The organism is Micromonospora sp. NPDC005174 (genome assembly GCF_040608495.1).
GTDB lineage: Bacteria > Actinomycetota > Actinomycetes > Mycobacteriales > Micromonosporaceae > Micromonospora.
The window spans coordinates 54,098-76,172 of the sequence record NZ_JBEXIJ010000011.1 but is presented as its reverse complement, the minus strand read 5'-3'; the positions used below and the strand labels follow the sequence as shown (position 1 = coordinate 76,172).

Sequence of the window (22,075 nt, the reverse complement as noted above, 5' to 3'; positions counted from 1 at the left end):
CGTCACATCTGTCAGACTCGTGGAGCCCCGACCGGCTGGGACGCCTCGACGAACTCCTCGCGGGGGTCGTGGAGCTGACCCAACGCGACGACCTCACGCTTGAGGAAGAACGCCAGCGACCAGTCCACCACCACACGGACCTTGCGGTTGAACGAGGGAATCCGGCTCATGTGGTACGTCCGGTGCATGAACCAGGCCGGCCAGCCGGTCATCTTGATGCCGTACACCTGGGCGACGCCCTTGTGCAGGCCGAGGCTGGCGACGCTGCCCACGTGCTTGTGCTTGTAGTCGACCGGCTCGCGACCCCGGATCACCGCGACGATGTTGTCGGCCATCCGCGCCGCCTGACGCACGGCGTGCTGCGCGCTCGGCGAGCAGAAGTTGCCCAGCTCCTTGGTCAGGTCCGGCACGGCCGCGCAGTCACCGGCGCTCCACGCGCCCTCGATGACCCGGTCACCGTCGACCACCTGGAGAGTGGGGATACAGGTGACCCGCCGGCGCTCGTCACGCGGGAAGTCCGTCGCGTCCAGCATCGGCGACGGCTTCACACCCGCCGTCCAGACGATCGTGTCGGACCGGAAGCTGTCCCCGTCGGAGAGCTTCACCACCCCGTCGACACAGGACTCCAGGCGGGTGTCCAGCCGGATGTCCATGTTGCGCTTCATGAGCTGCTGCACCGTGTAGGCGCCCATGTCCCGGTCGACCTCGGGCAGCACCCGCTGGGTCGCCTCGACGAGCACCCAGCGCATGTCCTCCGGCTTCAGCTCCGGGTAGTAGCGCAGGGCGTCGCGGGCCATGTCCTCCATCTCGGCGAGCGCCTCGATGCCCGCGTACCCGCCGCCGACGAACGTGAAGGTCAACGCCGAGCGGCGGACCTCCGCATCCGGGGTCACGGCCGCAACGTCCAGCCGGTCCAGCACGTGGTTGCGGAGGTAGATCGCCTCACCGATGGTCTTGAACCCGATGCCCTGTTCGTGCAGGCCCGGAATCGGCAGCGTCCGGGACACCGAACCCGGCGCGACGATCACGTGGTCGTACGCGATCTCCCGGGCCGGGCCGACGATCGGCTGCACGGTCGCCACCTTGCGGTCGTGCTCGACGCGCGTCACGGTCCCCGCCACCACCGTGCACCGGCGCAGCTCGCGGCGCAGCGGCACCACGGCATGCCGCGGGGAGATGTTCCCCGCCGCGGCCTCGGGGAGGAACGGCTGATAGGTCATGTGGGGCTGGGGGTCCACGACGATGACCTCAGCCTCACGGGAGCTGAGCTTCTTCGACAGGCGCAGGGCGGCGTAGAGACCGACGTGCCCAGCACCCACCACAAGGATCCGCTTCGGATTCACGTCATCTATCTTTCCCCGCCCTGCTCAGGTAATCCCGCTCGCGCCCCCCATCTGTGACGGAACACAACCCCTGTGACCTGCGTAACCCTGTTGCATCACTGGTTCACCTACGCCGCAGCAGCCAACCCAGCAACGCGGCGACACCCACCGCCACCAGCAGCCCCAGCACCGTCACCCACTGGTGCCCGACCTCCCCGCCCAGGCCCGCCATCCGCAGCAGCAGCACCCCCAACACGGCCGTACCCAGCAGCACCGCTCCCACCCGCAGCAACCACCGGGTGATCAGCTCCGGATCCACCACCCCGTCGTACGGCAGCAGCGCCGCCAGCGCGCACAGGGAGTGCCCCAGGTACAACAGCGCGGCGACGGCGAGCAGCCGCCACAACGCCACCGGTCGGCCGTACCCGTCGGTGGCGAGCAACCAGCCGCCAGCCATCACCAGCGCCGCGAAGGTGGGCCACAACCGCCGCGGACCCGCCGCGGGCAGCAGCGCGGCCACCGCCAGGAAGAGCAGCGGTCGACCGGTCAACACCTCGCCGGGGAACGCCAGCGCGAACCCGACAAGCGTCGTGACGAAGATCGCGGCCCGCACCAGCAGCGGGACGGCGCTGATCCGGGCCACGGCGTCCTGAGCAGCTCGCACCCGCTCCGTGATCGCGCTCACCGGCCACCGACTCTCGGGGCCGTCGCCAGTCGCGCCACGTCCCGCAGCACCTCGTCGAGGCTGCCCGCGCCGGCCCAGCGCACGACTGGTACGCCGTGCTCACGGAGCTGCCCGATCATCGTTTCCCGGTCCAGTCGCCAGAGGCGGTACGCCACCTCGGCCCAACCCCGGTCCTTCGGCGGCGTCAGGTCGGCCGGCAACGTGTCGACCGCCACCACGAACCGGCCGGCGCGGGCCAGCCGCGCCAGCATCTGCGCCGAACGCTCGTCCAGCAGCGGGGTGAGGACGACCACCAGCGCGTCCGAGGACAGCAACTGTGGGCCGAAGACCTGGTCGTACGGCTCGTGCTGGGCCGCTTCGGCGCGTACGTCGAGCAGCCATTCCAGCACCGTCAGGTACTGCCGACGGCCGGCGGCGGGGCGTAGCCGGCGGGCTCCCGGCCCGTACTCCAGCAGCGACACCCGGTCGCCCCGATGCAGGTAGTGCTCGGCGATCGCGGCGGTGGCCCGCACGGTGGTGTCCAGCACGGACGCGGCACCGTCCACACCACCGGAACGGCCCGCCTCGGCGAGCACGTCGAGCAACACCACCACCTCCGCGTCGCGGTCGGACAGGGTGGCCGCCACGTGCAACTGCCGGGCCCGCAGGGACACCCGCCAGTCGACGCGGCGGAGCCGGTCGCCCGGGGCGAAGACCCGCACTCCGGCCAGTTCACCGCCCTCTCCGGGACGTCGGGAGTGGTGCGCGCCCACCAGACCGGCGGCGCGGGGCATCGCCTCCACCGCCTCGAACGGCTCGGTACGCGGGTAGACCCGCACCCCGACCGGTTCGGTGATCACCGCTCGGGACACCAGCAGCCCGCCCGCCGCGGCGACCCGAGCCCCGGCCGGTCCGACGGGGTGCCGACCCCAGCGCAGAGCCCGCCCGGCCAGTTCCAGATCCACCGCCGCCGAAGCGGGCACCGACGTCACGAACGGTCGATCGGCGACCGAGCGTCCCCTGCCGGCGGCCGACGGGGTCTCGGCGGGCGGCGGTGCGTCGGTGGGTTCGGCGCTGGCGAAGCCGGCACGGGCGATCCGCAGCCACGGCGAGACCCGTGACCGCACCACCACGAGGTCGTAGTCGACCGTGTCCGGGTTGCCGACACTCACCGCGGCCGACACCTCGCCGCCCTCGACCAGCGGGCCGTCCTCCGCGGTGGTGATCCAGACCTGCGGCAGCGCGGTGGGCCGGCGACGCAGCGCGTACGCGGTGCCCAGCGCGAACGGCGCGGCCAGCACGACGAGGTCGACGCGTCCCAGCAGCACCCCCGCCACCAGCAACAAACCGGTGAGCAGCACGGCGCGACCGAGCGCAGGGGTGGGCGCCCAGCCGGCGGTCGACTCCGGCTCGGTGGATCGCGGCGCGGACGCGGTCGGGCCGGACATCAGTGCCGGAGCCCGCCGGCGGCGTAGCTGGGCAGCGCGCCACTGGCCGGGGCGGGCGTCGCCTCCAGCACCTCACCGACCACGAACGCCGGGTCGACGCGACGTAGCCACATCTCGGGGCGCAGGGTGATCCGGTGGGCGAGCGCGGGCGCGGCGACCGCCTTGACGTCCTCCGGCACCACGTAGTCCCGGCCGTCGAACACGGCGCGTACCCGGGACAGCAGCAGCAACGCCAACGAACCACGCGGCGATGCACCGACCAGCACCGACGGGTGTTCCCGGGTGGCCGCGGTGAGCGCCACGATGTAGCGGCCGATCGAGTCCTCCACCACCACGTCCTCCAGGGCGGCCTGCATCGCCCGCAGGGTGGCGGCGTCCACCACCGGTTTGATGTCCGCCTCCTCGCGGCGGCGGCTCATCCGACGGCGCAGCACCTCCCACTCCTCCTCCTGCAGCGGGTAGCCGAAGGAGACCCGCAGCAGGAACCGGTCGAGCTGCGCCTCGGGCAGCGGGTAGGTGCCCTCGTACTCGATGGGGTTCGCGGTCGCCAGCACGTGGAAGGGTTCGTCCAGCTTGTACGTCACGCCCTCGACCGAGACCTGCTTCTCCTGCATGGCCTCGAGCAGCGCGGACTGGGTCTTCGGCGGCGTCCGGTTGATCTCGTCGGCGAGGAGCAGGTTGGTGAAGACGGGCCCCGCCCGGAAGGTGAAGTCGCCGCTGCGCTGGTCGTAGAGGAACGAGCCGGTGACGTCGGCGGGGAGCAGGTCCGGGGTGAACTGGAGACGGCGGAAGTCCAGCCCGAGCGCCTGCGCGAACGAGCGCGCGGTGAGCGTCTTGCCCAGGCCGGGCAGATCCTCCAAGAGCACGTGCCCACCGGCCAGGATTCCGGCGAGGACCAACTCCAACGCGTCGCGCTTGCCGACCACGACGGTGCCGACGGCGTCCAGGACGGCCCGGGCCAGGCGGCCGACCTCGGCGGCGGGCATGCTCCGGTCCACGTCGTTCATCAGATCTTCTCCAGTTCGGCGACGATCACCGCGAGATCGCGCGGCGACGGGGGGCGTCGGGGCGGGGTTTCCAGGAACGTCCACAGCCGGTCGCCCAGCAGGGCGCGAGCGCGGACCGGGTCCGACTCACGGGTCACGGAGTGCTTCAGGCGAAGCCGCTCGTCGGCCAGTTCCGCGAGCCGGGGCAGGATGACCTCGGTGAAACGTTCGGGTCGGGTCGTGGACCAGTCCAGCGGCAGTTCCCAGCCGTTGATCGCGGCGCGCAGCGCATCCCGGGCACCCCAGTTCCAGGAGCCGTCGTCGTGCTGGGCGAGCGAAGGGCGGGACCTCGCCGCCGGCGTCGGTGCCAGCGCGGCGGCGACCCGGCGCACCCCGGACACGGCGAACACCCCGGCGATGAGGATCGCCAGCGAGACCTGCAGGCCGACCGCCCGGAGACCGACGACGAGCACGGCGACCAGGGCCGCGTTGCCGGCCAGGGCCCGGAACACGCGTCCGAACCGGCCGCCCTTGGCCCGTTCGTCGTGCCGTGGCCCCTCCTCCTCGAAGGTGAGCAGGTCGTCGATGCTGGCGCTGCCGCTCATGCCGGCACCTCGGGAGCACCCGTCGTCACGATGGCGAGTTCGCCGCGCAGCCGCCGCAGCGCGGCACGGGCGTCGTCGCGGGTGCCCTCGCCGACCTCACGTGTGGCGTACCGGGCCTCGCGGTAGACGTGTGCGAACTCGGCCAGCACGTCGGCGCTGACGATCGCCGGCACCCCGGCCGACTCGTCGCCCCGCAGCAACCGCGTGACCAGGTCGGTCGGTGTGTCGCCGGGACGCCGGGACACACCTGCCGCAGCGGCCGCCTCCTCCAGGCGTACCCAGCAGGCGATCACCGCCACACGGGGGTCGGTGGCCTGGTCGTCCAGCTCGACGAGGCCGGCGTCCAGGGCGGCGACCACCTCGCGGGCGGTGCCCTCGGCCGTACGCCGGGCCCGCTGCGCCGGCAGGGCCCGCGAGGTACGGCGCAGCGCGCCACGGAGCAAAATCCAGGTGAGGTAGCCCAGCACCGCGAGGATGGCCAGCCCGAGCAGGGCCATCGCCACGGTGGCGATCCACTGCGGGATGTGCGCCTGGGTGGCCTCGCCGGCGTCCCTCGGCTCGACCGGGATCGACGGGGACGGCACGTCGGTCGGGTATTCCGGCACCCAGGGCACGTTCTCGGCAGCGGGCGGAATCCGGCTGGCGCCGATCGACGAGTGGGCGGACGCCAGCGCGGCCGCCGCGAGCAGCGCCGCCACCGCGCCCACCGGCCACCAGCGGCGCAGCAGGCCGAGCACCGGGCGGAGCACACCCGGTCCGGCGGGTGGCGACGGCGCGGGCGGGCGTGTTCCGTTCGTCATCGCCACCACCCCACGCGTTCTCAGTCCACTTCGGCCAGTTGCTTGGCCCGGCCGAAGACGTCGTCCAACATCCCCGGTGTCAGCCGGCCGGTGAAGGTGTTCTGCTGGCTGACGTGGTAGCAACCGAGCGAGTCCGGCACAGCCGCGCCGGACCAGTGTGCCCCATGGCCGAACGCGGGTCGCGGGCTGGGCGGGCGCTGCTCGTACACCTGGCGCAGCACCGGCCACCACGCGGCCCAGGCGAACGCGCCCAGCGCGACCACGACGCGCAGGGTGGGTCGGATCAGCGTGACCTCGCGGTGCAGCCAGGGAGCGCAGGTGTCCCGTTCCTCCGGGGTGGGCTTGTTGTCCGGTGGCGCGCAGCGGACCGCCGAGAAGATCCGGGTGTCACGCAGGGCGAGGCCGTCGTCGGCGGCGACGCTTGTCGGCTGATTGGCCAACCCGGCCCGGTACAGGGCCGCGAAGAGGACGTCGCCCGAGCGGTCGCCGGTGAAGATCCGGCCGGTGCGGTTGCCGCCGTGCGCGGCGGGCGCGAGCCCGAGGATGGCGATCCGCGCGTCGCCGGGGCCGAAGCCGGGCACCGGCCGGCCCCAGTACTCCTGGTCCCGGAAGGCGGCCCGCCGGACGCGGGCCACCTCCTCCCGCCACCGGACGAGGCGGGGACAGGCGAAACATTCACTGACCGCCGCGTCGAGGTCGGCCAGGTCGGTCGCCCGCGCGGCGCGGGCGACGACCTGATCGGGGGTACGCGACTCAGCCAAGTTTGGCCCGGAACAGTTCCAGGGTGCGCGCCCAGGCGCTGGCGGTGGCACGCTGGTCGAACGCCTCGGGCCGGTCGTCGTCGAAGAACGCGTGCGAGGTGCCCGGGTAGTCGTAGAGCTGGCAGGTGCCGCCGGCCTCCTCGATGGCCCGGCGTACGGCCTGCACACCCTCGTCGGTCGAGGTGCCGTCCTCTTCGGAGCAGTGGATGACCGCCGCCTTGCCGGCGTAGTCGACCCGGTCGGTGGGCATCGACCCACCGGACAGCACGGGATAGAACCCGGCGGTGGCCACGATCCGCTCGGAGAGGGACGCCGACCTGAGGGCCAGGCTGCCACCGGCGCCGAACCCGACCGCGCCGACCTTCCCGGTGACCTCCGGGCGCCCGGCGAGGTAGTCGGCCGCGTCGGCGATGTCCTTCGCCGCCTCGTCCAGGCGCGTCGCCAGCAGGCGCTGCGCCTCGGCGGGCTCGTCGGTCGCCGTACCGTGCCGGACGTCCGGGGCGAGAGCGACGAAGCCGGCCTCGGCGAACCGGTCCGCGACCGACCGGATGTGCGGGACCAGGCCCCACGACTCCTGCAGGACGATGACGGCGGGGCTGGCCGTGCCGCTCGCGGGTATCGCGAGATACCCCTCGCTCGTACCCCCGTTGCTGCGGTAACTCACCATTTCGCCCATCGGCCGTCCTCCTAGCGGTCAGTCATCGTTGGCTGGTCGCCCAGTGGTCCTACGTGCCGGTAGCCTGCCACGCCGTGACCCCGGCCGGGAAGACGTCGGAACAGTGGCATTCACCTCCTGTTCGCCGCATGGTGACCGCGGGTACGCCGACGGCGGCGGGGAAGATTCCCCCGCCGCCGTCATCGGTGCCTCAGGCGTGTGGTCAGGCCTTCTTGGTCAGGCAGAGGACGTAGCCCTTCTTGCCGGACTCGATGCTGTAGAAGACGTACCCCTCCTCGCCTTCCTTGAAGAAGTCGTTGCAGGCGGTGTCGGCCTTGGCCTGGGCCTCGGTCTGCCCGTCGACCCGACCGACCACGTTGTACGCCGCGTCGGTGGAGGTGCACTTGACGACCTTGGCACCGTCGACCTCCTCCTCCTTGTCACCCTTGATCTCGGGCAGTTCGGCGATGCAGTCGCCGGCCTTCGCGTCGGCGGTGTCGTCCTTGTTCACGAAGTTGCCGATGGCCGTGCCCAGGCCGAACTTCAGACCTGCGATGACGAGGAAGATGACGATCGCGCCGATGATGCCGAGCGCCTTCTTGGCACCGGACTTACCCTCCGGCTCGGCCGGCGGCGGCGTCTCGGCGGCCGGCTGGGCCGGCGTCTCGGCGGCCGGCTCAGCCGGCGCTGCGTCGGACGCGGGGGGCGGTGCGACCTGCTCTGACACGGGGGTTCCTTCCGAGGGATGGATGAGCAGACGACACCGTAACGATCATTGATTTCTGGTGCCGTCCCGCTCACCTCGTCCGTTCAGCTATTTCCCAGCATCGTGTGCATGATCTGGTTCACATCGCCCATCAGCTCGTCGGGGTCGGAGTCGGCCCGTCACTCGGCGTCGCGCTCGGACTCGCCGGAGTCGCCGTCGGCGTCGCCACGGTCGGTGACTCGCTTGCCGACGGCGTGCTGGTCGGCACCGCTGGCGCCCCGGGCATGTCCGGACCCCGGGGCGGCCCGAAGGGCGCCCGGTCGGGGCAGTACGGGTACGGCCGCAACAGCGGGTTGTTGTACGCCTCGGCGGGGTCGAGACAGTCCGGGTAGCCGAGTCGGATGGGGTTGCCGTTCTCGTCGAACAGGCGCGCGTTCTCCACCAGCCGACCGTCGCTGTCGTAGACGAAGACGTCCCGGATCCGGTCGTACGGGTTGTCGACCGAGGTCGGGTTGTAGCCGTAGTCGCCGTACCGCATCCGGTCCTCCGCCTGCACGAGGGCGGAGAGCGCGAAGACGACCAGCACCGCGCTGCCGACCTGCACCGCCGAGCGCGGCCAGCGGGCGAGTTGCGCCGAACGGCGACCGAGCCAGATCGAGGCGAGCACGAACCCGATCAGCATGATCAGCCCGGCGAGCAACTCCCCACCGAACCGGGGCAGCACACCGAAGCTGCCGCCGGTGCTGATCGCGGTGAGCAGCATGGCCGCCAGGTAGCCGCGCAGCACCCACCAGCCGGGGCGCAGCAGGCGGAGGAAGTCACTCGCCGTCGCGTACCCCAGAGGTGGGCCGAGCCGGGAGTCGATCGCACGCAGCCGGCCGCGGACCCGGATTACGGCGGTGGCGACCCGGTGGTCCAGGTTGCGACCGCCGCCGACACCGACGCCGGCAGCGGCGCGCAGCTCGGCGGCGTACGTCTCCGGCTCGCCCAGTCGCTCGACGAGGGTGCCCTCACTCTCGGCGGCGACCTCGGTGAGGTGGTCGGCGAGGTCCTCGGTCAGCTCGGTGCGCCGGTCGGGCGGCACGTCGGCCAGGGCGGCCCGGACCCGTGCCACATAGTCGGTGATCTCCTGCTCCGTGACGGTCATGCCGCCAGCCCCCGATCGTCGAGCAGCGTGTCCATGGTGGTGGCGAACGAGCGCCAGAGCTTGCCGGAGCGGGTCAACTGGTCACGCCCGGCGGCGTTGAGCGAGTAGTACTTGCGGTGCGGGCCGGTCTCGCTCGGCACCACGTACGTGGTGAGCAGGCCGGCGGCGAAGAGGCGGCGCAGCGTGCCGTAGACCGAGGCGTCGCCGATCTCCTCCAGGCCGGCTTCGCGGAGCCGGCGCAGGATGTCGTAGCCGTAACCGTCCTCCTCCCGGAGGACCGCCAGGACGGCCAGATCGAGCACGCCCTTCAACAACTGTGTGGTGTCCACGCATCGCACACTACTGTGCAATGCGAAGTAGCGTCAACGACTTCGGCCAACGGCACGCCGGGTGCGGACCTGCTACTGGAGGCTCCAGGCGATGCCGTCCAGGATGTCGTGCTCCGAGGCGACCACCGACGGCATGCCGGCCCGCTCCATGATCACGCGCAGCACCAGCGACCCCGCGCCGATCACGTCGGCCCGTCCGGGGTGCATCACCGGGATCTCCAGCCGCTGCGCGCTGGTCCGCGCGAGCAGGTCCGCGGTCACCCGCGCCACCTCCTCGTACGACACGCGGGCGTGGTGGATGCGCTCCGGGTCGTACCCCTGAAGGTTCTGGGCGATGGCGACCACGGTGGTGACCGAACCGGCGAGGCCGATCAGGGTGGCGGCCTCGCGGCCGGGCACCTGGGCGAGCGCCCGGTCCACGACGGCGGCGATGTCGGCCTCCGCCGCCGCGACCTCCTCCGGCGTCGGCGGGTCACCCGGCAGGTGCCGCTCCGTCATCCGGACGCAGCCGATGTCGACCGACACCGCCGACCGCACACCGCTCCGGTCACCGACCACGAACTCGGTCGAGCCGCCACCGATGTCGACGACGAGGAAGGGCTCCTCGGCGTCGGACGGCAGCCCGCGCACCGCCCCGGTGAACGACAGCCGGGCCTCCTCGTCGCCGCTCACCACCTCGGGCGCCACGCCCAGCGTCTGCTGCACCATCTCGGTGAAGTCCGCGGCGTTGGCGGCGTCCCGGGAGGCCGAGGTCGCGCACATGCGTACCCGCTGCGCGCCCAACTTCTCGATGTCGGCGGCGTAGGACGCCAGCGCCACACGGGTCCGTTCGATCGCCTCCGGCGCGAGCCGGCCGGTCCGGTCGACGCCCTGCCCCAGCCGGACGATCTCCATCCGCCGGGTCACGTCGGTCAGCGGGGCCTGCGGCCCGGCCGACTCCTCCGGCAGGTCGGCGACCAGTAGTCGGATCGAGTTGGTCCCGCAGTCGATGGCCGCCACACGCGTCGTCACCCGGCAACCCTACGACAGCCATCCGCCGGGGTCCCCTCGCGATCGGCGGGCCCGGGCCGGCCGGTCGCCGATGAGCGTGATGCCTGTGAGTCATCTTGATGCCGCACAGGCATCAGGCTCAGCAGAGTGCCCGCCCCCGACGGCTCGCCGCCGGGTCGCCACAGGCGCGCGCCGCTACAGGCGCAGCAGCATCCGGGTGTTGCCGAGCGTGTTCGGCTTGACCCGCTCGAGGTCCAGGAACTCCGCGACACCCTCGTCGTACGAGCGCAGAAGCTGCTCGTAGACCGGCTGCGGCACCGGCGCGCCGTCGATCTCCCGGAAGCCGAACGAGCCGAAGAACCGGGTCTCGAAGGTGAGCACGAAGATCCGCGCCACGCCCAGTGTGCGGGCCGCGTCGATCAGTTCGCTGACCAGCCGGTGCCCGATCCGCTGACCCCGGCAGGACGGGTCCACGGCCACCGTACGGATCTCGGCCAGGTCCTCCCACATGACGTGCAGCGCGCCGCACCCCACCACGACACCGTCGTCGGGCCGGACCGCCACCCGGAACTCCTGCACGTCCTCGTACAGGGTCACAGTGGCCTTGCTCAGCAACCGCCGGTCGTCGGTGTACGTGTCGACCAGCCGGCGGATGCCCCGCACATCCCGGGTGCGGGCGCGCCGCACCAGGATCTGCCCCTCGGCCTGTGCGGTCATTCGCTGTCGGGCACGTCCACGCAGGGGCCCGCCGTCCACCAGGGCTCGACCAGCGCCAACGTCTCGTCGCCGAACGGGTTCACGCCGGGGCCGGCACCCAGGGCGTGGCCGAGGTGCACGTGCAGGCACTTCACCCGCCCCGGCATTCCACCGGCGGAGATGCCGGCGATCTCCGGCACCTCGCCGATCGCGTCCCGGCGGGCGAGGTAGTCCTCGTGCGCCGCCCGGTAGTGGGCGGCCAGCTCCGGATCGGTCGCCAACCGGTCGGCCATCTCCCGCATCAGACCCGCCGACTCCAACCTGCTGCACGCCGCGGTCGCCCGGGGGCAGGTCAGGTAGAACAGCGTCGGGAACGGGGTGCCGTCGGCGAGGCGGGGCGTCGTCTCCACCACGTCGGGCAGGCCGCACGGGCAGCGGTGGGCCACCGCCCGGGTGCCCCGGGGCGGGCGGCCGAGCTGCGCGGCCACCGCGGCCAGGTCGGCCTCGGTCGCCGGTTCCCGCTGCGGCAGGGGTACGGAATCCGCCGCCGGCTCCGACGGGGGTACGACAGTCACGGTGCTCGTCTCTCCTGGTGTGCTGGTCGGTGGGTCACTTGCCCGGCTGCTGGCTGTCCGCCGCGCGCACGCTCGACCAGAGGGTGTCGTACCAGGTCGAAGGCCCTGCCGGGGCACCCGAACCGGCCGGCTTGCCGGCGTCGCGGGCCGCGCCCTCGGCGTCGTTCATGACCACCATCATCTTCTCGCCCGGCCGACCCATGAAGAACCGCTCCCGGGCCTGCGTCATCTTGTACTCGTCGTCCTGCCACTTGGCGGCCTCGGCGGCGAGCTCGGCGATCTCCCTCTCCTGCGCCGACTGGGCCGCCTCCATCCGCTCGATGTCGGCCTGCTGGTCCAGGTAGACCCGCACCGGATAGGTGTACGCCAGGGCGAGCGCGATCAGCACCGCGAAGAGCACCGTGGCGCGGCCGGTGAAGCGGCGGGGATGGGGTGCGGAGAGCCGCTTGACCGCGCCACCACCGGCGGCGGTACGTCGGGCGGCGGCCGGACGGCTCGCGGAGCGCACACCCTCCGCACCCCGGACCGCGCCCGGGGCCCGACCGGCGGCGCCACGCGGCTCGGCGCGTATGCCGGCGTCCCGGAGCGACCCGCGGGTGGCCCGCCCGGCGCCCGGCCGGCCGGACTGACCCGGTCGGCGGGCGGGTCGTTGACCACCCGGTGTGCGGCGCTGCATCGTCACACCCCTCCCCCGAGGCTACGTCTGTCGCGTACGTCCGTCGGGAAGCCCCACCGCATGTGAGGCTTCCCGACAACCACACTCAGGCCGAACGGTAACGCGGGAACGCACCCGCGCCCGCGTAGCGCGCCGCGTCGGCCAGCTCCTCCTCGATGCGGAGCAGCTGGTTGTACTTGGCGACCCGGTCCGAGCGGGCCGGAGCGCCGGTCTTGATCTGACCGCAGCCGGTGGCGACCGCCAGGTCGGCGATGGTGGTGTCCTCGGTCTCGCCGGAGCGGTGGCTCATCATGCACTTGAAGCCGGCCCGGTGGGCCAGGTCCACCGCGTCCAGGGTCTCGGTCAGCGAACCGATCTGGTTGACCTTCACCAGGACGGCGTTGGCCGCCTTCTCGGCGATACCGCGGGCGATGCGCTGCGGGTTGGTCACGAACAGGTCGTCACCGACGATCTGCACCCGGTCGCCGATCGACGCGGTCAGGGTCTGCCAGCCGGACCAGTCGTCCTCCGCCAGCGGGTCCTCGATCGACACGATCGGGTACTCGTCGGCAAGCTTGGTGTAGTACGTGCTCATGTCCTCGGCGGACTTCGCGGCGCCCTCGAACGTGTAGGTGCCGTTGTCGAAGAACTCGGTGGCCGCTACGTCGAGCGCGAACACGATGTCGGTGCCGAGCCGGTAGCCGGCCTTCTCGACCGCCTCGGCGATCAGGTCCAGGGCGGCGGCGTTCGTGGGCAGGTTCGGCGCGAAGCCGCCCTCGTCACCCAGCCCGGTCGACAGGCCCTTCTTCTTCAGCACCGACTTCAGCGCGTGGTAGACCTCCGCGCCGGAGCGCAGCGCCTCGCGGAAGGTGGGCGCGCCGATCGGCGCGACCATGAACTCCTGGACGTCGACGTTGGAGTCGGCGTGCGCGCCACCGTTGAGGATGTTCATCATCGGCACCGGCAGCAGGTGCGCGTTCGGGCCACCCAGGTAGCGGAAGAGGCTCAGCTCCGCGCTGCTGGCGGCGGCCTTCGCCACCGCCAGGGAGACCCCGAGGATGGCGTTCGCGCCCAGCTCCGACTTGCTGTCGGTGCCGTCGATGTCGAGCATCTTCTGGTCGATGAGCCGCTGCTCGCTGGCCTCGTAGCCGATGAGCTGGTCGACGATCTTGTCTTCGACGTTGGAGACCGCCTTCTCCACGCCCTTGCCCTGGTAGCGGTCGGCGTCACCGTCGCGCAGCTCGATCGCCTCGAACGCGCCGGTGGAGGCGCCGGAGGGCACCGCGGCGCGAGCCACCGTGCCGTCGTCCAGGCCGATCTCGACCTCGACCGTCGGGTTGCCCCGCGAGTCGAGAATCTCCCGGGCGACGATTCCCTCGATGGTTGCCACTGAGTCGCTCCTCGTTGTTGTGATCCGGTCCGTGGGTGGGCCGCGACGGTGCGGCTGAGGCAGGTGTTGAACGCAGCGTATCGGGCGGCGAGATCGGGCACGGCGTCGCCCGCGCCCCCGAGTAGCCCCGCGATGACGGACATTCCCGGATTTCCGGGAGTCAACCGGCAACGGGTTTGCGCTGCGCCGACTAGATCCACCAGGCTGGTCGCCATGCCCGCCGCCACGACCACCCTCCGCATGCTCGCCGTGTCGGTCATCGCGTCGCTCACGGTCACCGGCTGTCAGAATTTTGAGGACGCCGGCCGCGCCATGGGGCGCTCGGATCTCGTCAACGACCTCGCCGCGCGCCTCGACCGGGCGCTGGAGTTGACCTACACGGCCGACTACCAACTGCCCGGCGGTCAGACCGCCGCGATCGTGCAGGCGCAGGACCCGGCCCGCTCCGCGTACAACTACCCGGGTGGGCGGCTCACCGTCACTCCCGACGCCGTCACCCGCTGCACAGCGACCGACGGCCGGACGGCGTGCACGCTCGTCGCGCCACCCACCCCCGGCAGCAAGCCCACCGTGGCGCTGTTCACCGAGGCGAACCAGCAGGGTCTCGTCACCCCGCCGGTGGTGGTCGGCCTGCTGACCGCCGCCGCCCTCGACCCACAGGCGGTGATCAAGCAGAGCGACACCACAGTCGCGGGGCACCACGCCGCCTGCGTCGAGGTGCAGCGTTCGGACGGCGACTTCAGCGCCTGCGTCACCACCGAGGGCGTGCTCGGCAGCTTCCTCGGCTCGGTCGACGGCAAACCGATGGAGCTGGCGTTGAGCGACTATTCCGAGACGGTCGAGAAGGACGCGTTCGACCCGCCCGCCGGAGCAGGCGTGGTGGACAACCGCCCCGGCGGCTCCTGAGGCATCCGGAGCCCGGCAGTCCCCCGCGCCCGCACCGCGCACGCCCGCACGCCCGCACCGCGCACGCCCGCACGCCCGCACGCCCGCAGCGCTCAAGATCCGCGCAACTTCGGGGTAGTTGCTGCCTCCGGCGGGTCGGAAGCAGCAACATCAGGGAAGTTGCGCGGATCTTGGCGGGTGCGCGTGGGTGGGAGTCAGACGCCGAGCAGGGTGCGCAGGTGTCGTGGGGGCGGGCAGTCGTGGGCGAGCATCGCGTCGTGCCAGTCGCGTGCCGACACGCCCTCCGGACGGGCGGCGGCGATCTCGGCCACCTCGCTGTACCCGACGAAGTACGTGGAGAGCTGCGTCGAGGTGAGCAGGGACCGGCGCCACTTGCCGGCCGCCTCGCCCTCCTCCTGGAAGCCGCGACCGGTCATCAACGCCATCGCCTCGGCCTCGGGCAGCTCCTCGGCGTGCACCAACTGGTCGAGCAGCGCGTTGATGGTCATGCGGAGCTGCATCTTGAGCTGCTGCAACCGCACCGGCAGACCGCCGAAGCCGAGACCGGCCATCAGCTCCTCGGCGTACACCGCCCAACCCTCGACGAACGGGCCGGAACGGGCCAGCGCCCGCACCCGCGTACCGCCGACGTGACGTCGGGCGTGGGCGAGCTGGAGGAAGTGGCCGGGCATCGCCTCGTGCACGGTCAGGTTGCGGACCATGTGGTCGTTGTACTCGCGGTAGAAGGAGTCCACGCGCTGCGCCGACCACTCCGCCGGGGTGGGCGCGATGCAGTAGAACGTCGGCACCGCCGCGGTCTCCAACGGGCCGGGCGAGTCGCAGTACGCGACCGCCACGCCCCGCGCGAACTCCGGCATCTCCTGGATCACGCATCGGTCGTCGACAAGGGTGACCAGGTCGTGCAGCCGGACGAAGTCGGTCGCCTCGTCGAGCGTCACACCGGCCAGCTCGACGATCGTCGAGTCGTCCGGATGTTCGGCGGCGAGCACGTCCAACGCCCGGCGTACCGTCTCGTCGTCGGCCGGACCACCGACCAGCTCGACGGCCGCCGCGCGGATCTCCTCGGTGACCCGGTCCAGGTTGGCCCAGGCCCGACGCTGGATCTCGGCGGCTCCCAGCTCGGTGTCGAGGGTGTGCCAGAGCCGCGCCTCCCAGCGGCGGCGGCCCAGGCGCGGGTCACGGCCGGGACCGCTGTCGGCGGCCAGCCGAGTTCGCAGCCACGCGACGAACTCGTCGAGCGCGGCGGTGGCGGCGGTGGCCGCCGGCTCGACCTTTCCGAGGCTGCCCGGCGCCTGCGCGATCAGCCCCGGCAGCTCGTCGCGGATGAGCGCGGCCGTGCCGGTGAACTGCCCGACCGCCGTCTCGGCGTGGATCCGCGGCATGTCGCGCAGCGTCGCGCGGGCGGTGGCGAGGGCATCCGGTACGGCGGCGAGCCGGCCGGCCACCTGCGTCAACCGGACCTCGGCCGGGGCGTACGAGCGGGCCAGCAGCGGGTGCAGCAGCGGGCCGGGGTTGTGGTGCAGCGGGTCCCACTCGTGCGACCGGATCTCGGTCAGCTCGAACAGCTCCCGGTCGACGAAGGAGGTGAGCAGCGCGTGGTCGACCTGCTCGTCGACGTCCAGCGAGTCGGGGTCCAGTTCGGACAGCGCGTTCGCCGCGTCGGTGAGCATCACCCGGTCGGCGGCCAGCGCGTCGGCGGACAGATCGGGAAGCCGGTCGTCGAACCGGTGGTCCCCTGCCGAGGTGGCGACCCCCGGCCGAGTCTCCAGCAGTGCCTCGACAACCCGCTCGGCCAGCACTCCAAACTCTTCCACCCGGCAACCCTACCGACCGCCCCGCGCCCCTTTCGTTGATCATGAAGTTGTTGCCCGCCGTGTCGGCGTGTCATGGCAACAACTTCATGATCAGCGCGGTGGGGTGGGTGGGGGTTCGGCGGCGCGGATGGTTTCGGCGTGGGTTAGGGTCGCGCGGCGGAGGGCTGCCTCCGGGTCCAGGCCGGCCTTGCGGGCTTCCGTCACCAGGGCCAGGAGGGTTGCGCCCAGCTTCGCCTCCTCGTCCACCTCGGTGTCGGGCGGTGCGAGCGGGACGGTCAGGCCCGCACGGGCGGCGCGGTCGAGGATCTGCGCGGCCAGGGACAGGGCGGGTTGGCTGAGCGCCACGCCGTCCAGCACGGAGTCACGCGCCTTCTCAACTCGCTTGATCCGCTCCCAGTTGGCGGTGATCTCCTCCAGGGTGCCCGCCTCCGCACCGGCGAAGACGTGCGGGTTGCGCCGGATCATCTTGTCGACCAGGCCACCGGCCACGTCGTCGATGCTCCACCGCTCACCCTCCGGCAACTCCTCGGCCAGCCGCGCGTGCAACACCACCTGGAGCAGGACGTCGCCCAACTCCTCACGGAGCGCGTCGGTGTCGTCGGCCTTGATCGCGTCGTACGCCTCGTAGCTCTCCTCCAGCAGGTAACCCGCGAGGCTACGGTGCGTCTGCGCCCGCTTCCACGGGTCGCCGCCCGGCGAGGCCAGCCGGTCCAGCACGGCCACCGCGTCGAGCAGCCGGGCCCCCGGCGGGTCCCACGAGCCGTACATCAGCTCCATCTCGGCCAGCCCCGGCTCCCGGGCCAGCCGCAGACCCAACTCCCGGGCCACCGACTCGTCGCCGGCCGGGCCGGCCAACCAGACCGCCGTGCCGTGCGCCGCCACCGTCTCCAGCAGCGCCTGCGTGGCCGGGCCGTCGACGACGGTCACCTCGCCGCCCGCGTGACGCACGGCCGTCGCCAACTCGCTCTCCGCACCGGCCAGAACCGGATACCGGCGTACGACGTCCCAGGCGGCCGAGGTCAGCAGGCCGGCCGGCAGCCGCGGTGACGTGACCAGCAGGACGATCCGTGCCGTCATGCTCAGCTGGCCGTGCCCTCGGTGTCGGGGTTGGGGCTCGACGGCGACGCGTCCGGGGTCGAGATGTCGGTGACCGGCCCCTCCTCGTTGATGAACGGCAGCGAGTAGAAGATGACCGACTGACCGCTGCTCACCAGCGAGGGCACGCCCACCTCCCGGTAACGGGGGTTGATCGAGACGTCGGCCCGGTCCGCCTCGTCCTCTAGGGCGACACTGAGCGCGGTGGCGCTGCCGACGAAGGCTCCCTCGCCGAACTTCTGGCGGACCTCGGCCACCTGCAGCCCACCCTGGATCGCCCCGACCTTGGCCAGCGCCTGGTAGACGGCCATCACCGACGCGTCGCTCACCTCGGCCGGCGGGAGCTGCTGGTTGAACGCCTGAAGCAGGTCGACCCACTCACCCCAGAGCTTGGTGTACTCGGTGGTGGCCGGCACCCGCAGGCTCTGCTCCAACTGCTGCGGGCTGACCTCGTCGGGCACCTGGATGTTCTTGGCCTTCGCCACCCGCTTGCCCAGCTCCAGGCTGACCAGCAGGTTCACCACGTCCTGCCGGGTGACGGGCGACCGCAACTGCTCGGGCGAGGGCGTCGCGGCAGTCTGACCGGCCGCCTGACGGACCACGTCGCCGTACTTCGTCTGCACCTCGTCGTAGATCCCGTCGACCCGGTCGAGCGAATAGCTCGTGTCACCGACGTACGCGGCGACGTCCGGCGCGGACCTCTCGCACGCGGCGAGGGAGAGGACACCCAGAGCCGCGACGCTGGCGGCGGCGATCACACGGCGAGCACGCATGCCCGTCACTCTCTCATGCCCTCCTGGTGGCTGTGACGGCCCCCACCTCACCACGCGGTCGGCGTGCCACGTCAGGCGGTCGCGGCCGCCAGCGGGGCGGGGGCGCCCAGCACGTCGGAGAGCAGTTGCGCGCACCATTCGAGCAGCGCCTGGTCGCGCAGCGGTTCGCCACCGATCCGGCGGGTGCTCGGCCGGGGCACGCTGACCTGGTCGTTGGCCTGCTTGTAGACGGCGTCCGGGTGGTAGCGCTTGAGCCGCAACTGCTTCGAGTCCGGCAGCGGCAGCGGCCCGAACCGCACGTGCTTGCCCTGCATGGACACGTCACTGAGGCCGTACCGGCGGGCCAGCAGGCGGAACCGCGCCACCGCCACCAGGTTCTGCACCGGGGCGGGCGGCTCGCCGTACCGGTCGGTCATCTCGGCGACGACCTCCCCCAGACGGGCCTCGTCGCGCGCCTCGGCGAGCTTGCGGTACATCTCCAGACGCAGCCGCTCCACGCTCACGTAGTCGTGCGGCAGGTGCGCGTCGATCGGCAGGTCGATCTTGACGTCGGCCTCCTCCTCCGGACGCTCACCCTTGAACGCGGAGACAGCCTCGCCGACCATGCGCACGTACAGGTCGAAGCCCACGCCCTCGATGTGGCCGGACTGCTCGCCGCCGAGCAGGTTGCCCGCGCCGCGGATCTCCAGGTCCTTCATCGCGACGTACATGCCCGCGCCCAGCTCGGTGTGCTGGGCGATGGTCGCCAGCCGCTCGTGTGCGTGCTCGGTGAGCGGCTTCTCCGGCGGGTAGAGGAAGTACGCGTACGCCCGCTCGCGGCCCCGGCCGACCCGACCACGGATCTGGTGCAGCTGGGCCAGGCCGAGCAGGTCGGCCCGCTCGACGATCAGGGTGTTGGCGTTCGGGATGTCGATGCCGGACTCCACGATGGTCGTGCAGACCAGGACGTCGAACTCCTTCTCCCAGAAGCCGACCATGACCTTCTCCAGGGCCTCCTCGCCCATCTGGCCGTGTGCCACGGCGACCCGCGCCTCGGGCACCAGCTCGCGCAGCCGCCGCGCGGCCCGGTCGATCGACTCGACCCGGTTGTGCAGGTAGAAGACCTGCCCGTCGCGCAGCAGCTCGCGGTGGATGGAGGCGGCGACCTGCCGGTCGTCCTGCGCGCCCACGAAGGTGAGCACCGGGTGCCGCTCCTCCGGCGGGGTGGCGATGGTGGACATCTCCCGGATGCCGGTGATGGCCATCTCCAGGGTGCGCGGGATCGGGGTAGCCGACATGCTCAGCACGTCCACCGACGCGCGCAGCGTCTTCAGGTGCTCCTTGTGCTCGACACCGAAGCGCTGCTCCTCGTCGACGATGACCAGACCCAACTGCTTGAACCGGGTCGCCGTCTGCAGGAGCCGGTGCGTGCCGATGACGATGTCGACGGTGCCGTCGGCGACCATCTCCAACGTCCGCTCGGTCTCCTTGGGAGTCTGGAAGCGGGAGAGCTGCCGGATCTGCACCGGGAACTGGCTCATCCGCTCGGCGAACGTGTTGTAGTGCTGCTGCACCAGCAGGGTCGTCGGCACGAGCACCGCCACCTGCTTGCCGTCCTGCACCGCCTTGAACGCCGCCCGGACCGCGATCTCCGTCTTGCCGTAGCCGACGTCGCCACAGATCAGCCGGTCCATCGGGACGGTCTGCTCCATGTCCCGCTTAACCTCGTCGATCGCGGCGAGCTGGTCGGGCGTCTCCTGCCACGGGAAGGCGTCCTCCAACTCCCGCTGCCACGGGGTGTCCGGGCCGAACGAGTGGCCCTTGGACGCCTTGCGCGCGGCGTAGAGCTGGATGAGCTGCGCGGCGATCTCCCGGACCGCCTTGCGCGCCCGAGCCTTGGACTTCTGCCAGTCCGAGCCGCCCATCTTGTGCAGGGTCGGCTGCTCACCGCCGACATAACGGGAGAGCTGGTCGAGCTGGTCGGTCGGCACGAACAGCCGGTCGCCGGGCTGGCCGCGCTTGCTGGCCGCGTACTCGATGACCAGGTATTCCCTGCTGGCGCCGTTGACGGTGCGCTGCACCAGCTCGACGTACCGGCCGATGCCGTGCTGCTCGTGCACCACGAAGTCGCCGGCCTTGAGCTCCAACGGGTCGATGGTGTTGCGTCGGCGGCTCGGCATCTTGCGCATGTCCCGCGTCGAGGTGCCCCGGCCACCGGTGACGTCGTTGCCGGTCAGCAGCACGAAACGGGACGCCTCGTCGACGAAGCCGGCGCTGAGCGCACCACAGGTGACCACCAGCTCGCCGGGGGTGGGCGCGGTCGGCACTTCCTCGGTGAGCCGGGCGCCCAGCCCGGCGTCGCGCAGCACCTCCACCGCCCGCTGGGCGGGGCCGTGCCCCTCGAAGACCAGCGCGATCGACCAGCCCTCGCCGGCCCAACGCTTGAGGTCGTCGACCACCCGCGCGGTCTCACCGTGGTAGAGCGGGGCCGGCTGGGCGGAGAGAGTCACCGCGATGGCGTCGTCCGGGGTGACGGCGGCCTGCTCGGGCGCGTCCTCCCAGGGCTGCCGCGCCTCGGCCGTCCCGGTCGTCTCGGCCTCGACGAGACCGAAGGGGGACAGCGTCCACCAGGGCTGGCCGAGCGTGCCGGCGGTGGCGCGTACCTCGGCAAGGGTGCGGAAGGCGGCGGCGCCGACGTCCACCGGGGCTTGGCCGCCCACGGCGGCGGCGGCCCAGCTGGCCTGCAAAAATTCCTCAGAGGTACGCACCAGATCGTGCGCCCGGGTGCGGATGCGCTCCGGGTCGCAGAGCAGCACGTGGGTGCCGGCCGGCATCGCGTCCAGCAGCAACTCCAGCGAGTCGGGGCCGACCAGCACCGGGGCCAGCGACTCCATCCCCTCCACCGGGATGCCCTCGGCCAGCTTGTCCAGGATCTCGGCCAGCTCGGGGTGCTGCTCGGCGAGCGCGGCGGCCCGCTCACGGACCTCGGGGGTGAGTAGCAGCTCGCGGCAGGGCGGCGCCCACAGCAGCGGCACCTGCTCGATGGTGCGCTGGTCGGCGACGGCGAAGGTGCGGATCTCCTCCACCTCGTCGCCCCAGAACTCGACCCGGGACGGGTGCTCGTCGGTGGGCGGGAAGACGTCCAGGATGCCGCCGCGCACCGCGAACTCGCCGCGCTTGGTGACCAGGTCGACCCGGGCGTACGCCATGTCGGTGAGCCGGCGGGCGACCTCCTCCAGGTCCGCCTCCTCGCCGGCGGCGAGCTGCACCGGCTCCAGGTCACCCAGACCCTTGAGCTGCGGTTGCAGCAGCGACCGGACCGGGGCGACCACCACCCGCAGCGGCCCGGTCCGGCCGTGCGCGTCGGCCGACCCGGGGTGCGCGAGGCGGCGCAGGACAGCCAGCCGTCGACCTACCGTGTCCGAGCGTGGGGACAGCCGCTCGTGCGGCAACGTCTCCCAGGAGGGGAAGACCACCACCTGCTCCGGAGGCAGCAGCCCACCCAGCGCGGCGGCCAGGTCGTCGGCCTCACGGGAGGTGGCGGTCACGGCCAGTACCGGTCGCCCGGCGCCCTCGGTGTCGGCAGCGACAGCCGCCACAGCGAACGGGCGCAGCGCGGCAGGAGCGGTGATGTCGAGGCCGTCGACCTGGGCAGCACCGGAGCGCGCCAGGTCACGCGCCCGGGCCAGCCCGGGATCGGCCAGGGCGGCGGAGAACAGACCGGTGAGCAAGGGAAACCTTCCAGGGGAGTGGACGCACACGAGCGCGGCCCCTCGTCC

The 22,075-nt window shown here is 72.1% G+C and carries 21 protein-coding genes; 1 reads left to right on the top strand and 20 read right to left on the bottom strand.

Going from position 1 to position 22,075, the window contains the following annotated elements:
• Positions 1-11: 11 nt before the first annotated feature.
• The 16 genes from ABZU91_RS14975 to eno all read right to left on the bottom strand — a co-directional run bounded on the left by ABZU91_RS14975 (position 12) and on the right by eno (position 13,729).
• On the bottom strand, positions 12-1,343 hold the full coding sequence (locus ABZU91_RS14975; protein WP_355239549.1) for an NAD(P)/FAD-dependent oxidoreductase: 1,332 nt from the start codon (positions 1,341-1,343) through the stop codon (positions 12-14).
• A gap of 103 nt (positions 1,344-1,446) precedes the next feature.
• Positions 1,447-2,007: a hypothetical protein gene (locus ABZU91_RS14970; protein ID WP_355239546.1), complete on the bottom strand. Its 561-nt coding sequence runs from the start codon at positions 2,005-2,007 to the stop codon at positions 1,447-1,449.
• Entirely contained in the window at positions 2,004-3,434 is a 1,431-nt protein-coding gene (locus ABZU91_RS14965) for a DUF58 domain-containing protein (RefSeq protein ID WP_355239543.1), read from the bottom strand. The genes ABZU91_RS14970 and ABZU91_RS14965 overlap by 4 nt, the downstream gene beginning before the upstream one ends.
• The gene (locus tag ABZU91_RS14960) at positions 3,434-4,441 is read right to left on the bottom strand and encodes a MoxR family ATPase (RefSeq protein WP_355239540.1); all 1,008 of its coding nucleotides are present in this window, start codon (positions 4,439-4,441) and stop codon (positions 3,434-3,436) included. Before ABZU91_RS14960 ends, ABZU91_RS14965 begins: the two co-directional genes overlap by 1 nt.
• On the bottom strand, positions 4,441-5,025 hold the full coding sequence (locus ABZU91_RS14955) for a hypothetical protein (protein WP_355239537.1): 585 nt from the start codon (positions 5,023-5,025) through the stop codon (positions 4,441-4,443). The genes ABZU91_RS14960 and ABZU91_RS14955 overlap by 1 nt, the downstream gene beginning before the upstream one ends.
• Complete coding sequence (locus tag ABZU91_RS14950; RefSeq protein ID WP_355239534.1) at positions 5,022-5,825, bottom strand: DUF4129 domain-containing protein; 804 nt, start codon at positions 5,823-5,825, stop codon at positions 5,022-5,024. The genes ABZU91_RS14955 and ABZU91_RS14950 overlap by 4 nt, the downstream gene beginning before the upstream one ends.
• A 20-nt stretch (positions 5,826-5,845) precedes the next feature.
• Positions 5,846-6,586 (bottom strand): uracil-DNA glycosylase, encoded by a 741-nt coding sequence (locus ABZU91_RS14945; RefSeq protein ID WP_355239531.1) that lies wholly within the window; start codon positions 6,584-6,586, stop codon positions 5,846-5,848.
• Entirely contained in the window at positions 6,579-7,262 is a 684-nt protein-coding gene (locus ABZU91_RS14940; protein ID WP_355239528.1) for a dienelactone hydrolase family protein, read from the bottom strand. Before ABZU91_RS14940 ends, ABZU91_RS14945 begins: the two co-directional genes overlap by 8 nt.
• A gap of 202 nt (positions 7,263-7,464) precedes the next feature.
• Positions 7,465-7,968: a hypothetical protein gene (locus tag ABZU91_RS14935; protein WP_355239526.1), complete on the bottom strand. Its 504-nt coding sequence runs from the start codon at positions 7,966-7,968 to the stop codon at positions 7,465-7,467.
• A 130-nt stretch (positions 7,969-8,098) separates the two neighbouring features.
• On the bottom strand, positions 8,099-9,094 hold the full coding sequence (locus ABZU91_RS14930) for a hypothetical protein (RefSeq protein ID WP_355239523.1): 996 nt from the start codon (positions 9,092-9,094) through the stop codon (positions 8,099-8,101).
• Complete coding sequence (locus ABZU91_RS14925; RefSeq protein ID WP_007455685.1) at positions 9,091-9,423, bottom strand: PadR family transcriptional regulator; 333 nt, start codon at positions 9,421-9,423, stop codon at positions 9,091-9,093. Before ABZU91_RS14925 ends, ABZU91_RS14930 begins: the two co-directional genes overlap by 4 nt.
• A gap of 72 nt (positions 9,424-9,495) precedes the next feature.
• A complete protein-coding gene (locus tag ABZU91_RS14920; protein ID WP_355239821.1) occupies positions 9,496-10,422 on the bottom strand; it encodes a Ppx/GppA phosphatase family protein in 927 nt (308 codons plus the stop codon).
• A gap of 186 nt (positions 10,423-10,608) precedes the next feature.
• Positions 10,609-11,130 (bottom strand): amino-acid N-acetyltransferase, encoded by a 522-nt coding sequence (locus ABZU91_RS14915; RefSeq protein ID WP_355239520.1) that lies wholly within the window; start codon positions 11,128-11,130, stop codon positions 10,609-10,611.
• Positions 11,127-11,684, bottom strand: a complete 558-nt coding sequence (locus ABZU91_RS14910) for a DUF501 domain-containing protein (RefSeq protein WP_355239517.1) — start codon at positions 11,682-11,684, stop codon at positions 11,127-11,129. The genes ABZU91_RS14915 and ABZU91_RS14910 overlap by 4 nt, the downstream gene beginning before the upstream one ends.
• A gap of 34 nt (positions 11,685-11,718) precedes the next feature.
• On the bottom strand, positions 11,719-12,360 hold the full coding sequence (locus tag ABZU91_RS14905; RefSeq protein WP_355239515.1) for a septum formation initiator family protein: 642 nt from the start codon (positions 12,358-12,360) through the stop codon (positions 11,719-11,721).
• 85 nt (positions 12,361-12,445) lie between these two features.
• On the bottom strand, positions 12,446-13,729 hold the full coding sequence (gene eno, locus ABZU91_RS14900) for a phosphopyruvate hydratase (protein ID WP_355239512.1): 1,284 nt from the start codon (positions 13,727-13,729) through the stop codon (positions 12,446-12,448).
• Positions 13,730-13,942: 213 nt separating this feature from the next.
• Here eno and ABZU91_RS14895 point away from each other — a divergent pair, with 213 nt between their 5' ends.
• Entirely contained in the window at positions 13,943-14,635 is a 693-nt protein-coding gene (locus ABZU91_RS14895; RefSeq protein WP_355239509.1) for a hypothetical protein, read from the top strand.
• Positions 14,636-14,829: 194 nt separating this feature from the next.
• Here ABZU91_RS14895 and ABZU91_RS14890 read toward each other — a convergent pair whose 3' ends face one another.
• From ABZU91_RS14890 to mfd, 4 genes are all read right to left on the bottom strand, one after another.
• Positions 14,830-16,449 (bottom strand): DUF885 domain-containing protein, encoded by a 1,620-nt coding sequence (locus ABZU91_RS14890; protein ID WP_355239506.1) that lies wholly within the window; start codon positions 16,447-16,449, stop codon positions 14,830-14,832.
• Between the two features lie 90 nt (positions 16,450-16,539).
• The gene (locus ABZU91_RS14885; RefSeq protein WP_355239503.1) at positions 16,540-17,526 is read right to left on the bottom strand and encodes a nucleoside triphosphate pyrophosphohydrolase; all 987 of its coding nucleotides are present in this window, start codon (positions 17,524-17,526) and stop codon (positions 16,540-16,542) included.
• Between the two features lie 2 nt (positions 17,527-17,528).
• Positions 17,529-18,317, bottom strand: a complete 789-nt coding sequence (locus tag ABZU91_RS14880; RefSeq protein WP_355239500.1) for a hypothetical protein — start codon at positions 18,315-18,317, stop codon at positions 17,529-17,531.
• Positions 18,318-18,388: 71 nt separating this feature from the next.
• On the bottom strand, positions 18,389-22,027 hold the full coding sequence (gene mfd, locus ABZU91_RS14875; protein ID WP_355239497.1) for a transcription-repair coupling factor: 3,639 nt from the start codon (positions 22,025-22,027) through the stop codon (positions 18,389-18,391).
• Positions 22,028-22,075: the final 48 nt, after the last annotated feature.